Raw genomic sequence first — 14,810 nt, 5'->3', positions numbered from 1 at the left:
CCCGAGGGCGTCACCTACCGGGCGTTCGACCTCATCGAGGCGGGTCCCGCCCGTCTCCGGGAGATGCTCGTCGAGCTGCTGGACCTGTTCGAACGCGAGGCGATCCGGCCGCTGCCGCTGCGCACATGGGATGTGCGTCGGGCTGGTGAGGCGTTCCGGTTCATGTCGCAGGCCCGGCACGTCGGCAAGCTCGTGTTGACCCTGCCCCGGGCCTGGGACCGGGCGGGCACGGTGCTGGTCACCGGCGGCACTGGTGGTCTGGGGGCCGTGCTGGCCCGACACCTGCTCGACCGTGGTCAGCGTCGGGTGGTGCTGGCCAGCCGGCGTGGGCCGGCGGCGCCGGCAGCGGCCGAGTTGGTCGAGGCGGGTGCGGAAGTGGTGGCCTGCGACGTGTCCGACCGGGACGCCGTACACGCCCTGGTCGCCGGGATCCACGACCTCACCGCCGTGGTACACACCGCCGGCGTGGTCGACGACGGCCTCGTCGAGTCGCTCACCCCCGACCGGCTCGCGGCCGTCCTCGGCGCCAAGGCTGACGGAGCCCGCCACCTCCACGACGCCACCGCCGGCCACGACCTCGCCGCGTTCGTGCTCTACTCCTCGGCCGCCGGCGTGCTCGGCAGCCCCGGGCAGGGCGCCTACGCCGCGGCCAACGCCTACCTCGACGCGCTCGCCTCGCACCGGCACGGCCTCGGCCTGCCCGCGACCTCGCTGGCCTGGGGCCCCTGGGCCGAGGTCGGCATGACCGGCGACCTGCGCGAGACCGACACCCGCCGCGCCGACGCCGCCGGCATCGCCCGGATCGACGTGGCGCAGGGCCTGGCCCTGTTCGACGCCGCCACGGCCACCCGCCACCCCCTCGTCGTCGCCACCGCGACCGGCATGACCCAGACCGCGCCCTCGGCGGCCGTGCCCGCCGTGCTGCGCGACCTCGTCCGCGGCCGGCGCCGCTCGGCCGCGGCGGCCGCCGACCTGGACGTCACCGGCATGCTCGCCGGGGTCCGGGAGTCCGACCGGCCGGCCTTCCTCACCGACCTCGTCCGCGGCGAGGCCGCCGCCGTGCTCGGCTCCCCGGTCGACACCGTCGGCGCCCGCCAGGAGTTCCGCGAGCAGGGCTTCGACTCACTGACCGCGGTCGAACTGCGCAACCGGCTCGCCGCCGCCACCGGCCTGCGCCTGCCCGCCACTCTCGTGTTCGACTACCCCACGCCGACCGCGCTCGCCGGCTACCTGCTCGGTGAGCTGGCCGGCACCGGCCTGCCCGCGACCAGCGCGACCACGACCAGCGCGCCCGTCGCCGCGACCGGTGACGACCCGATCGTGATCGTCGGGATGAGCTGCCGCTACCCCGGCGGCGTCGCCTCGCCCGAGGACCTCTGGGACCTCGTCGCGCAGGGCCGCGACGCGGTCGGCGGCTTCCCCGCCGACCGGGGGTGGGAGCTGCCCGCCGGCAGCGACCCGCGCGGCGGGTTCCTGCACGACGCCGCCGACTTCGACGCCGGGTTCTTCGGCATCTCCCCCCGCGAGGCCGTCGCGATGGACTCGCAGCAGCGGGTGCTGCTCGAGGCCGCCTGGGAGGCCTTCGAACGCGCCGGGATCGACCCGACGTCGGTCGCCGGCACCCGCACCGGCGTCTACGTCGGCGCCGCCGACGCCGACTACGCCGCGCTGCTGATTGGCGGCGCGGCCGCCGAGGGCTTCGTGATGACCGGCACCACCTCCAGCGTCATCTCCGGGCGGGTGTCCTACACCTTCGGCCTCGAGGGGCCCGCCGTCACCGTGGACACCGCCTGCTCCTCCTCGCTGGTGGCCGTCCACCTCGCCGCCCAGGCCCTGCGGACCGGCGAGTGCACGCTCGCGCTCGCCGGCGGGGTGTCCGTGCTGTCCACCCCCGGCCCGTTCACCGAGTTCGCCAAGCAGGGCGGGCTCGCCGCCGACGGCCGGTGCAAGGCCTTCGCCGACACCGCCGACGGCACCGGCTGGTCCGAGGGCGTCGGGGTGCTGGTGCTGGAGCGGCTCTCCGACGCCGAGCGCAACGGGCACCGGGTGCTCGCGCTCGTGCGCGGCTCGGCGGTCAACTCCGACGGCGCCTCCAACGGGCTGACCGCCCCCAACGGCCCCTCCCAGCAGCGGGTGATCCGGGCGGCGCTCGCCAACGCCGGCCTGTCCGCCCACGACGTCGACGTGGTCGAGGCACACGGCACGGGGACCCGCCTCGGCGACCCCATCGAGGCGCAGGCCCTGCTCGCCACCTACGGCCGCGACCGGGAGGTCCCGCTGCTGCTGGGGTCGGTCAAGTCCAACCTCGGCCACACCCAGGCCGCGGCCGGGGTCGCCGGCGTGATCAAGATGGTGCAGGCCATGCGGCACGGCACCGCGCCGCGGACCCTGCACGTCCAGACGCCCTCCACCCACGTGGACTGGGACGCCGGGGCGGTGTCGCTGCTGACCGAGGAAACCCCGTGGCCCGCCACCGACCGGCCCCGGCGCGCGGCGGTGTCCTCGTTCGGGGTGAGCGGCACCAACGCCCACCTGATCCTGGAGCAGCCGCCCACCGTCGCCGGCCCGGCTCCCGTCGACCCGGCCGGGCTGGTGCCGCTGGTCGTGTCCGCCCGCTCCGCGGAAGCGCTGACCGGTCAGGTCGACCGGCTCCCCGCCGAGCCGTCAGTGCACGTCGCCCACTCGCTCGCCACCACCCGCGCCGCCCTGGACCACCGGGCCGTGCTGCTCGCCGACCGGACCGAGCTGGCCCGGGGCGTGGCCGGCGAGGGCCGCCTGGCCTTCCTGTTCTCCGGCCAGGGCTCCCAGCGGGTGGGCATGGGCCGCGAGCTGGCCGCCCGGTTCCCCGTGTTCGCCGCCGCGTTCGACGAGGTCGCCGCCGAGTTCGACGGGCTGGCCGAGGTCGTCTCCGGTGAGGCACCCGGGCTCGACGACACCCGCTGGGCGCAGCCGGCGCTGTTCGCGCTCGAGGTCGCGCTGTTCCGCCTGCTGTCCTCGCTCGGGTTGCGGCCCGACCACCTCGTCGGGCACTCGGTCGGCGAGCTGGCCGCCGCCCACGTCGCGGGTGTGCTGTCGCTGTCCGACGCCTGCGCCGTCGTGTCGGCGCGGGCACGGCTGATGGCGGCGCTGCCGGCCGGCGGGGCGATGGTCGCCGTCGCCGCCGCCGAGGCCGAGGTGGCGCCGCTGCTCGGTGCCGGCGTGTCGATCGCGGCGGTGAACGGCCCGTCCTCGGTCGTGCTCTCCGGCGAGGCGGACGCGGTGCACGCGGTGGCCGCCCGGTTCGAGCGGACCACCCGGCTGCGCACCAGCCACGCCTTCCACTCCCCGCTGATGGAACCCATGCTCGAGGAGTTCGCCCGCGCCATCGACGGCATCACCCCCGGCGAGCCCGCGATCCCGGTCGTGTCCACCGTGGACACCACGGCGCCGTTCGGGACCGTCGAGTACTGGGTGCGGCAGGTCCGCGAGCCGGTGCGGTTCGCCGCAGCCGTCGAGTCCCTCACCGGACCCACCCGGTTCCTCGAGCTGGGCCCGGACGCACCCCTGTCCGCGGCGGTGCACGAGACCCTGCCCGACGTGGTCGCGGTGCCGGCGCTGCGGGCCGAGCGGGGTGAGGAGGAGTCGCTGCTGCGCGCTCTCGCCGCCCTGTACGTGGCGGGGGTCCCCGTGGACTGGCCGGCGCTGCTGCCCGGCGGCGCGGTGGTCGACCTGCCGACCTACCCGTTCCAGCGCCGCCGGTACTGGCCCACCGCGACGAGCCGGACGGGCGACGCCACCGGCCTCGGCCAGGCGGCCGCCCGCCACCCGCTGCTCGGCGCGGCCGTCGCCCTCGCCGACGGGGCCGGGGTCCTGCTCACCGGCCGCCTGTCGCTCGCCACCCACCCGTGGCTGACCGACCACCGCGTCGCCGGCACCGTCCTGCTGCCCGGCACCGCGCTGCTCGAGTTGGCAGTGCGGGCCGGCGACGAGGTCGGCTGCGACCGGATCGCCGACCTGACCCTGCTCACACCGCTCGCCCTGCCCGAGCGCGGCGGCGTCAGCGTCCAGGTGCGGGTGTCGGCACCGGCCGCGGGCGGTTACCGCGCGCTGACCGTCCACTCCCGCCCCGACGGCCCCGGCGACGCGCCGTGGGTCCAGCACGCCACCGGGACCCTGGTCACCGGCACCGAGCCCGCGGACGCCGGCTTCGCCGCGGTCTGGCCGCCCGAGGGCGCCGAGCCGGTGCCGGTGCAGGGCTGCTACGACCGGTTCGCCGCGGCCGGGTTCGGCTACGGCCCGGCCTTCCACGGCCTGCGCGCGGTCTGGCGGCGCGACGACGCGGTGTTCGCCGAGGTCGCCCTGCCCGAGGCCGTGGCCGACGCCGGCGCGTTCGGCCTGCACCCGGCGCTGCTCGACTCGGCGCTGCACGCGATGCTGCTCACCCGCTCCGCCGGCGACGCCCAACGGCTGCCGTTCGCCTGGGAGGACGTGGTGCTACGCGCGTCCGGCGCGTCGGTGCTGCGGGTGCGGCTCGTCGACTCGGGTGAGGACGCCATCGCCATCGAGGCCGTCGACGTCGCCGGCGAACCCGTGCTGTCGGTCGCGGCCCTGCGCGACCGCGCCGTCACCACCACCGCCGCCCCGGCGCCCGCCGCCACCGACACGATGTTCGTCCTCGACTGGGTCCCGGCGCCACCGGCCGCCACGGAGCCGACCGCCGCCCGGGTGGCCGACCTGGACGAGCTGACCGACCCGCTACCCGACCTCGTACTGGTCACCACCGGCACCGACCGGACCGACCCGGCGGCCACCCGCGACCTGACCACCCGCACGCTTGGCCTGCTCCAGCGCTGGATCGCCGACGAGCGGCCCGGTCGCCTGGTCTTCGTGACCCGCGGCGCGGTCGGCGGCGAGGACGTCACCGCCGCGGCGGCCTGGGGCCTGGTGCGCTCGGCCCAGTCCGAACACCCCGGCCGGTTCGCGCTGCTCGACATCGAGTCCGACGCGGACGTCCCGGCCGCGCTGCCGGTGCTCGCCAACGACGAGCCGCAGGTCGCCGTGCGCGGCGGCGTCGTCCAGGTCGCCCGGCTCGGGCGGCTGCCCGCCGGGCTGGTCCCACCGGCCGGCCCCTGGCGGTTGAGCCCGACCACCCCGGGCGACCTGGAGGGGCTCGCCCTGGTCCCGAACCCGGCAGCCGCCGAGCCGCTGCAGGGCGCTCAGGTGCGGCTGCGGGTGACCGCCGCCGGGGTCAACTTCCGCGACGTGCTCAACGCGCTGGGCATGTACCCGGGCGAGGCGGGCGCGTTGGGCGCGGAGGCCGCTGGGGTGGTGCTGGAGGTCGGCCCGGACGTTGTGCAGCTGCGGCCCGGCGACCGGGTGATGGGCATCGTGCCCGGTGGGATGGGCTCGGTCGCCGTCGCGCCGGACGAACGCGTGCTGGCCAGGATCCCGGACGGCTGGTCGGACGAGACCGCCGCGTCCGTCCCGCTGGTCTTCCTCACCGCGCTCTACGCGTTCACCGACCTGGGCCAGGTCCGGGCCGGTGACCGCGTGCTGATCCACTCCGGCGCGGGTGGGGTGGGCATGGCCGCGATCCAGCTCGCGCACCACCTCGGTGCCGAGGTGTTCGCCACCGCCAGCGAGTCCAAATGGGAGACCCTCCGCTCGCTGGGGGTCGCCGAGGACCACATCGCCTCCTCCCGAACGCTCGAGTTCGAGCAGGCCTTCGGTGCGGTGGACGTCGTGCTGAACTCGCTGGCCGGCGAGTTCGTGGACGCGTCGCTGCGGCTGCTCGCGCCGGGCGGGCGCTTTCTGGAGATGGGCAAGACCGACGTCCGCGAGCCCGAGGGCGTCACCTACCGCGCGTTCGACCTCGCCGAGGCCGGCCCCGACCGCATGCGCGAGATGCTGGCCGAGCTGTCGGACCTGTTCGACAGCGGCGCCCTGCGGCCGCTACCCGTCCGCACCTGGGACGTGCGCCGGGCCGGCGAGGCGTTCCGGTTCATGTCCCAGGCCCGCCACGTCGGCAAGCTCGTCCTCACCATGCCGCCCGCCTGGGACGGCACCGTGCTGATCACCGGCGGCACCGGTGGTCTTGGTGGTGTGCTCGCCCGGCACCTCGTCGACCGTGGCCATCGGGTGGTGGTGGCGTCGCGGCGGCCGGGTGCGGTGCCCGAGGGTGTCGAGGCGGTGGCCTGTGACGTGTCGGATCGGGACGCGGTGCATGCGTTGGTGGCGGGCATTCCTGAGCTGACCGTGGTGGTGCATGCGGCCGGTGTGTTGGACGACGGTGTGGTGGAGCAGTTGACGCCGGAGCGGTTGGGCACGGTGTTGGGTCCGAAGGCGGATGGTGCGTGGTACCTGCACGAGGCCACGCGGGACCGCGGGTTGGTGGGGTTCGTGTTGTATTCCTCGGTCGCTGGGGTGATGGGCAGCCCGGGTCAGGGGAACTACGCCGCGGCCAACGCCTATCTGGACGGGCTCGCCGCCCACCGGCGCTCGCTCGGCCTGCCGGCCACGTCGATCGCGTGGGGGCCCTGGGCCGAGGTCGGCATGGCGGCCGGGCAGGCCGGCGGCATCGGCGTCGAGCAGGGGCTCGCCATGTTCGACGCCGCCACCGGGAGCGACCGCGAGCTGGTCGTGGCGCTCCCGGCCAGCGCCACGACCACCGCCGACCCCACGCGGGTCCCGGCCCTGCTGCGCGACCTCGTCCGCCCCGCCCGCCGGGTTGCCGCCGCCGGCCCGCGCGCCGACGGGGAGCTCGCCGCAGCGCTCGCCGCGATGCGCGAGACCGACCGGGTCGGCTTCCTCACCGACCTCGTCCGCGCCGAGGCCGCCACGGTCCTCGGCCACGGCTCGCTCGACGAGGTCGGTGCCCGGCAGGAGTTCCGGGAGCAGGGCTTCACCTCGCTGACCGCGGTCGAACTGCGCAACCGGCTCGCCACCGCGACCGGCCTGCGGCTGCCCGCCACGCTGGTGTTCGACTACCCCAACCCCACCGCGCTCGCCGGGTTCCTGCTCGCCGAGCTCACCGGCGCCGGCCTGCCCGAGACCACCGCCGTCGCGGTCACCGGCGGCGACGACGCCGTCGTGATCGTCGGCATGAGCTGCCGCTACCCGGGCGGCGTCGCATCGCCTGAGGACCTCTGGGACCTCGTGCTCGACGGGCGTGACGCCATCGCCCCCGCGCCAGCCGACCGCGGCTGGGAGACCGGGCCGCTGCGCGGCGGGTTCCTCGCCGACGCCGCCCACTTCGACGCCGGGTTCTTCGGGATCTCCCCGCGCGAGGCCGTCGCCATGGATCCCCAGCAGCGGATCGTGCTGGAGGCCGCCTGGGAGGCGTTCGAGCGCGCCGGCATCGACGTGCACGCGCTCGCCGGCAGCACGACCGGCGTCTACCTCGGCGCCGCCGACACCGAGTACGCGACCCTGCTCGCCGGCGGCCCCGGCTACGAGGGGTTCGTGATGACCGGCACCACCTCCAGCGTCATCTCCGGGCGGGTGGCCTACCTGTTCGGGCTCGAGGGCCCGGCCATGACCGTCGACACGGCCTGCTCGTCCTCGCTGGTCGCGCTGCACCTCGCCGCGCAGGCCGTGCGCTCCGGGGAGTGCTCGCTGGCGCTCACCGGCGGCGTCTCGGTCCTGTCCACACCCGCTCCGTTCGCCGAGTTCGCCAAACAGGGCGGCCTCGCCGCCGACGGCCGCTGCAAGGCCTACTCCGACGCCGCCGACGGCACCGGCTGGTCGGAGGGCGTCGGGATGCTCGTCCTCGAACGCCGGTCCGACGCCGTGCGCAACGGGCACCGGATCCTCGCCGTGCTCCGCGGCTCCGCCGTGAACTCCGACGGCGCCTCCAACGGCCTCACCGCGCCCAACGGCCCCTCCCAGCAACGCGTGATCCGCCAGGCGCTGGCCAACGCCGGGCTGACCCCGGCCGAGGTCGACGTGGTGGAGGGGCACGGGACCGGCACCCGGCTCGGCGACCCGATCGAGGCGCAGGCCCTGCTCGCCACCTACGGCCGGGACCGCGACACCCCGGTCCTGCTCGGCTCGGTCAAGTCCAACATCGGGCACAGCCAGGCCGCGGCCGGCGTCGCCGGGGTGATCAAGATGGTGCAGGCGCTGCGGCACGGGACCGCGCCACGGACCCTGCACGTCGACACCCCCTCCTCCCACGTGGACTGGTCGGCGGGTGCGGTGTCGCTGCTCACCGACACCCGGGACTGGCCCGCCGTCGACCGGCCCCGCCGGGCCGCGGTGTCCTCGTTCGGGGTCAGCGGCACCAACGCCCACGTGATCCTCGAGCAGCCCCCGGCCGTCGAACAGCCGCCGACGCCGGCCGCCGGACCTGTGCCGCTGGTCGTGTCGGCCCGCGCCGAGCAGGCGCTGACCACCCAGCTCGACCGGCTGACCGATGTCCTGCCCGGCCTGTCCGCCGTGGACGCCGGCTACACACTCGCCACCGGCCGGGCGGCCTTCGAGCACCGCGCGGTACTGCTCACCGACGGCGCCAACCCGCCGGTGACGGCTGCCCGCGGCATCGCCCGCGACGGCCGGGTGGCGTTGCTGTTCACCGGCCAGGGCGCCCAGCGGCTCGGCATGGGTCGCGAGCTGCACGAGCGGTTCCCGGTCTTCGCCGCGGCCTTCGACGAGGTGGTCGACGCCCTCGGCCTGCCGCTGCACGACGTCGTGTGGGGGAGCGACCAGGAGGCACTCGACGACACCGGCTGGGCGCAGCCGGCGCTGTTCGCCGTCGAGGTGGCCCTGTTCCGGTTGCTGGAGTCCTGGGGTGTGCGGCCCGCCCTCGTCGCCGGCCACTCCGTCGGCGAACTGGCCGCCGCCCACGCCGCCGGGATCCTGACGCTGGCCGACGCCTGCACGGTCGTCTCGGCCCGGGCGCGGCTGATGGCCGCGCTGCCGCCGGGCGGGGCGATGGTCGCCGTGCGGGCCGCCGAGGACGAGGTGTGGCCGCACCTGGTCGACGGGGTCTCGATCGCGGCGGTCAACGGCCCGGACAGCGTCGTGCTCTCCGGACGAGCCGAGGCGGTCGACGCCGTCGCCGCCCGGTTCGACCGGGTGCGGCGGCTGCGCACCAGCCACGCGTTCCACTCGCCGCTGATGGACCCCGTGCTCGACGAGTTCGCCGCCGCGATCAGCGGCATCACCGTTGGCGAACCGGCGTTCCCGGTGGTGTCCACGCTGGACCCGCGGGCCACGGTGGGCGCGGTCGAGTACTGGGTGCGCCAGCTGCGCGAGCCGGTGCGGTTCGCCGACGCGGTGCGCGCGCTCGGCGAGGCAGGCGTCACCCGGTTCCTCGAGGTCGGACCGGACGCCCCGCTGACCGCGTCCACCCAGGAGGTGCTCGCCGACGTCGTCGCGGTGCCCGCGCTGCGTTCTGGGCGAGACGAGCCGGACACGCTGCTGCGCGCGCTCGCCGCACTGCACGTCGCCGGGGTGCCGGTGGACTGGGCCGCCCTGTTCCCCGCGGCGGCGACCGTGGACCTGCCGACCTACGCCTTCCAACGCGAACGGTTCTGGCCGGCGACCTCGGTCCTGGCCGGGGACGCGTCGGCGTTCGGCCTGGAGCCCGCCACCCACCCGCTGCTCGGCGCGGCCGTTCCGCTCGCCGGCGGCGGCGGGGTGGTGCTCACCGGCCGGCTCTCGCTGGCCGCCCAGCCCTGGCTCGCCGACCACCGGGTCGGCGGAACGGCGCTGGTTCCCGCGACCGCGCTGCTCGAGCTGGCCGTGCGCGCCGGCGACGAGGTGTCCTGCCCGCACGTCGCGGACCTCACCCTGCTGGCGCCGCTGGTACTGCCCGAGCAGGGCGGGGTGCACGTCCAGGTGCGGGTGGACGGCCCCGACGAGCGGGGCCGGCGCCTGGTCACCGTCCACGCCCGGCCCGAGGGCGGCGAGGACACGCCGTGGACCGAGCACGCCACCGGCACGCTCACCGCGGCCGAGCCCTCCGCCCCCACCGAGACCCTGGCGGTGTGGCCGCCGGCGGAGGCCGAACCGCTGGACGTCGAGGGCTGCTACGAGCGGTTCGCCGACCTCGGCTTCGGCTACGGCCCCGCCTTCCGCGGGCTGAGGGCCGTCTGGCGGCGCGGGGGCGAGGTGTTCGCCGAGGTGGCGCTGCCCGAGCGGGCCGCGGACGCCGAGCCGTTCGGCCTGCACCCGGCCCTGCTCGACGCCGCCCTGCACGCCCTGCTGCTCGCCCGGCCCGGCGGCGACACCCAGCGCCTGCCGTTCGCCTGGGCCGGCGTCACCCTGCACGCCTCCGGCGCCGCGGCGCTGCGGGTGCGGCTGGTCGCCCGCGGCGAGGACGAGGTCGCCCTGGAGGCCGTCGACGTCACGGGTCGCCCGGTCCTCTCGGTCGGCTCGCTGCGCGACCGCGTGGTCGCCGCGGCGCCGACGGCGCCGGTGACCGACGACACCGGCGCGTTGTTCCGGCTCGACTGGGTGCCGGTGACCGCGGAGAGCACCGAGACCAGTGTCGGCGTGCTGGGCGAGGGCCTGGACGGCGTCGGGTCGGTCCGAGCCGTCGACCTCGCCGCGCTCGCCGAGGCCGGGTCGGTCCCGGACGTCGTCCTGGTGCCGTTCACGGGATCGGCCGTCCGCGCGGCGCTGGCGCTGGTACAGGCCTGGCTGGCCGACGAGCGCTTCGCCGCCTCCCGGCTCGTGGCCGTGACCAGGGGCGCCGTGGGCGTCGACGGCTCGGCGGTGACGGACCCGGCCTGCGCGGCGGTGTGGGGCCTGCTGCGGTCGGCCCAGTCCGAGCACCCCGGCCGGTTCGGGCTGGTCGACGTCGAGTCCGACCTCGACGTGTTCGTGGCGCTGGCCGCGCTGGCCGACGAACCGCAGGTGGCGGTGCGCGACGGGGTGGCGCACGCCCCCCGGCTGGGCCGGCTCTCGGCCGGGCCCTCGCTGGTCCCGCCGCCCGGCGACCTGCCGTGGCGGCTGGACACCGCCGGCGGCGGCAGCCTCGCCGAGCTGGCACTGGTGCCCTGCCCGGCCGCCGCCGAAGCGCTGACCGGCGCCCAGGTCCGGCTGCGGGTCACCGCCTCCGGGCTGAACTTCCGCGACGTGCTCAACGCGCTGGGCATGTACCCCGGCGAGGCCGGCGCGCTGGGCACCGAGGGCGTCGGCGTGGTGGTCGAGGTCGGCCCGGACGTGGTGGACCTGCGCCCCGGGGACCGGGTGATGGGCATCGTTCCGGGCAGCATGGGCTCGGTCGCGGTCGTGCCGGACGAGCGGATGCTGGTCGGGGTGCCGGCCGGCTGGTCGGACGAGACCGCCGCGTCGGTGCCGCTGGTGTTCCTCACCGCCTGGTACGCGTTCACCGACCTCGGCCGGGTGCGGCCGGGTGATCGGGTGTTGGTGCATGCCGGGGCCGGTGGGGTGGGTATGGCGGCGATCCAGCTCGCGCATCACCTCGGTGCCGAGGTGTTCGCCACCGCCAGCGAGTCCAAGTGGGACGTGCTGCGTGGTCTGGGCGTCGCCGACGACCACATCGCCTCCTCCCGCACGCTCGAGTTCGAGCAGGCGTTCGGTGCGGTGGATGTGGTGCTGAACTCGCTGGCGGGCGAGTTCGTGGACGCGTCGCTGCGGTTGCTTGCTCCCGGCGGGCGGTTTCTGGAGATGGGTAAGACCGACATCCGCCGCCCCGAGGGCGTCACCTACCGGGCGTTCGACCTCATCGAGGCGGGTCCCGCCCGTCTCCGGGAGATGCTCGTCGAGCTGCTGGACCTGTTCGAACGCGAGGCGATCCGGCCGCTACCGGTCCGCTCCTGGGATGTGCGTCGGGCTGGTGAGGCGTTCCGGTTCATGTCGCAGGCCCGGCACGTCGGCAAGCTCGTGTTGACCCTGCCTCGCTCCTGGGACCGCGGCGGCACCGTCCTGGTCACTGGCGGCACTGGTGGTCTGGGGGCCGTGCTGGCCCGCCACCTCCTCGACCGTGGTCAGCGCCGGGTGGTGCTGGTCAGCCGGCGTGGGCCGGCGGCGCCGGCAGCGGCCGAGCTGGTCGAGGCGGGTGCGGAAGTGGTGGCCTGCGACGTGTCCGACCGGGACGCCGTACACGCCCTGGTCGCCGGGATCCACGACCTCACCGCCGTCGTACACACCGCGGGAGTGCTCGACGACGGCGTCGTCGAGCAGCTCACCCCCGAGCGGCTGGACGCCGTGCTGGCCGCCAAGGCGGACTCGGCCTGGCACCTGCACGAGGCCACCGCCGGCCGCGACCTCGCCGCGTTCGTGCTCTACTCCTCGGTCGCCGGTGTGCTGGGCGGAGCCGGCCAGGCCAACTACGCCGCCGCCAACGCCGCACTCGACGCGCTGGCCGCCCACCGGCACGGCCTCGGCCTACCCGCGACCGCACTGGCCTGGGGACCGTGGGCACTGGACACCGACGGCGGGATGGTCGCCGCCGGGGCGGGTGGGTTCGGCCGGATCACCCCGGGGCAGGGCATGGCGCTGTTCGACGCCGCCACCGCGACCGACCACGCGCTCGTGGTGCCGCTGCTGCTGCGGCCCGGCGCCACCCGGGGCGAGGTGCCCGCGGTGTTCCGCGACCTCGTCCGCGGCGGGCGGCGGACCGCGGCGTCCGCGACCACCCGGCCGGGCGACGCCGCGGACCGGCTGGGCCGGCTGCGGCCCGACGAGCGGCTCGGGTTCCTCGTCGACCTCGTCCGGACCGAGGTCGCCGCCGTGCTCGGCCACTCCTCCGCCGACGCGGTGGAGCCCGACCGCGAGTTCCAGGCCCTCGGGTTCGACTCACTGACCGCGGTGGAGCTGCGCAACCGGATCGGCACCGCGACCGGGCTGCGGATGCCGGCGACGATGGTGTTCGACTACGCCACCCCCGCCCGGCTCGCCCAGCACCTGCTCGACGAGCTCGCGCCCGCCGAGCCGGACGGCGCGCTGTCGCCGCTGGCCGTGCTCGACCGGCTGGAGGCCGCCATGTCGGCGGCCGACCCCGACGAGGCGACCCGGGCTGGAGTCGCGGCCCGCCTGCGCCACCTGCTCGGCCGGTGGGGCGCACCCGCCGGCGGCGAGTCGGCCAGCGTGGCCAGCAAGCTCGAGTCGGCCAGCGCCGAGGAGATCCTCGACTTCATCGACAACGAGCTCGGCCGGCTGCACGCCGCTGACTCCGGACTCACCCAGGAAGGGGCGCCGTGATGGCGGAGGACAGCAAGCTCGTCGACTACCTGAAGTGGGTCACCGCCGACCTGCACGAGACCCGCCGCCGGCTGGCCGAGGTCGAGGCCGGCCGGCACGAGCCGGTCGCGGTCGTCGGCATGGCCTGCCGCTTTCCCGGCGGGGTGCGCTCGCCGGAGGACCTGTGGGACCTGCTCGTCGAGGGCCGGGACGCCATCGCCGGGTTCCCCACCGACCGCGGCTGGGACCTCGACTCCCTCGCCGGCGAGCGCCGGGGGCGCAGCGTCACGCTCGAGGGCGGGTTCGTCGAGGGGGCCACCGACTTCGACGCGGCGTTCTTCGGCATCTCGCCGCACGAGGCGCTGGCCATGGACCCGCAGCAGCGGCTGCTGCTGGAGACGTCCTGGGAGGCGCTGGAGCGGGCCGGCATCGACCCGGTCTCGTTGCGCGGCAGCCGGACCGGGGTCTTCGCCGGCAACGACGGACAGGACTACGCGAACCTCGTGCTGATGGCCGAGGAGGACCTCGACAGCCACGCCGGTACCGGCGTCGCGGCGAGCGTCCTCGCCGGCCGGGTGTCCTACGCGTTCGGCCTCGAGGGCCCGACGATGACCGTCGACACGGCCTGCTCCTCGTCGCTGGCCGCGCTGCACCTGGCCGCCCAGTCGCTGCGCTCCGGCGAGTGCTCGCTGGCGATGGCGAGCGGCGTCACGGTCATGTCCACCGCGCTGCGCTTCGCCGGGTTCACCCGGCAGGGCGCGCTCACCGCCGACGGCCGGTGCAAGGCGTTCGCCGAGGGCGCCGACGGCACCGGGTGGTCGGAGGGTGTGGGGGTGGTGGTGCTGGAGCGGTTGTCGGATGCCCGGCGCAACGGGCACCGGGTGTTGGCGGTGGTGCGGGGTTCGGCGGTGAACTCTGATGGCGCGTCGAACGGGTTGACGGCGCCGAACGGGCCGGCGCAGCAGCGGGTGATCCGGGCGGCGCTGGACGCGGCCGGGCTGTCACCGTCCGATGTGGACGTCGTGGAGGCGCACGGCACCGGGACCGCGCTGGGTGACCCGATCGAGGCGCAGGCGCTGCTCGCGACCTACGGGCAGAACCGGGAGACGCCGCTGCTGCTCGGGTCGGTGAAGTCCAACCTGGGGCACACCCAGGCCGCCGCCGGCATGGCCGGCGTGATGAAGGTCGTGCAGGCGATGCGGCACGGGGTCGTCCCCCGCACCCTGCACGTGGACGCTCCGTCGTCGCACGTGGACTGGTCGGCGGGGGCGATCGACGTGGCCGTCGACCGGGTCACCTGGCCGGACACCGGCCGGCTGCGCCGGGCCGGGGTGTCCTCGTTCGGGGTGAGCGGCACCAACGCGCACGTGATCCTGGAGCAGGCGCCGGAGCAGGAGAGCGCGGCGGGGGAGCAAGGCCCCGGGTTGGTGCCGTGGGTGGTGTCGGCCCGATCGGAGCCGGCGCTGAGCGCCCAGGTCGAACGGTTGATGTCCCGAGTGGAGGGTCTGCGGCCGGTGGACGTCGGGTGGTCGTTGCTGACCGGCCGGGCGACGTTCGCCCACCGTGCGGTGTTGGTGGGCGGTGCGGAGGTCGCGCGTGGGGTGGCGGCGCCGGGTCGGACGGCGTTCGTGTTTTCGGGTCAGGGTTCGCAGCGGGTGGGGATGGGTCGGGAGCTGTGT

Annotated in this window: 2 protein-coding genes; both read left to right on the top strand. The window is 76.1% G+C overall.

The features are described from left to right. Positions 1–63: 63 nt before the first annotated feature. Positions 64–13,152 (top strand): type I polyketide synthase, encoded by a 13,089-nt coding sequence (locus BU204_RS36220; protein ID WP_083661949.1) that lies wholly within the window; start codon positions 64–66, stop codon positions 13,150–13,152. Continuing rightward, positions 13,149–14,810: type I polyketide synthase (locus BU204_RS36215; protein ID WP_408608077.1), on the top strand; the 1,662-nt coding region annotated here is incomplete at its 3' end. The genes BU204_RS36220 and BU204_RS36215, both read left to right, overlap by 4 nt.

The organism is Actinophytocola xanthii (genome assembly GCF_001921205.1).
GTDB classification, from domain to species: domain Bacteria; phylum Actinomycetota; class Actinomycetes; order Mycobacteriales; family Pseudonocardiaceae; genus Actinophytocola; species Actinophytocola xanthii.
The sequence above is the reverse complement of the archived record's forward strand: the minus strand, read 5'-3'. Positions and strand labels throughout refer to the sequence as shown.

Coding starts and splice junctions, on each gene's coding strand:
- BU204_RS36220 (WP_083661949.1), top strand. CDS start 64: ATGCTCGTCGAGCTGCTGGACCTGTTCGAACGCGAGGCGATCCGGCCG.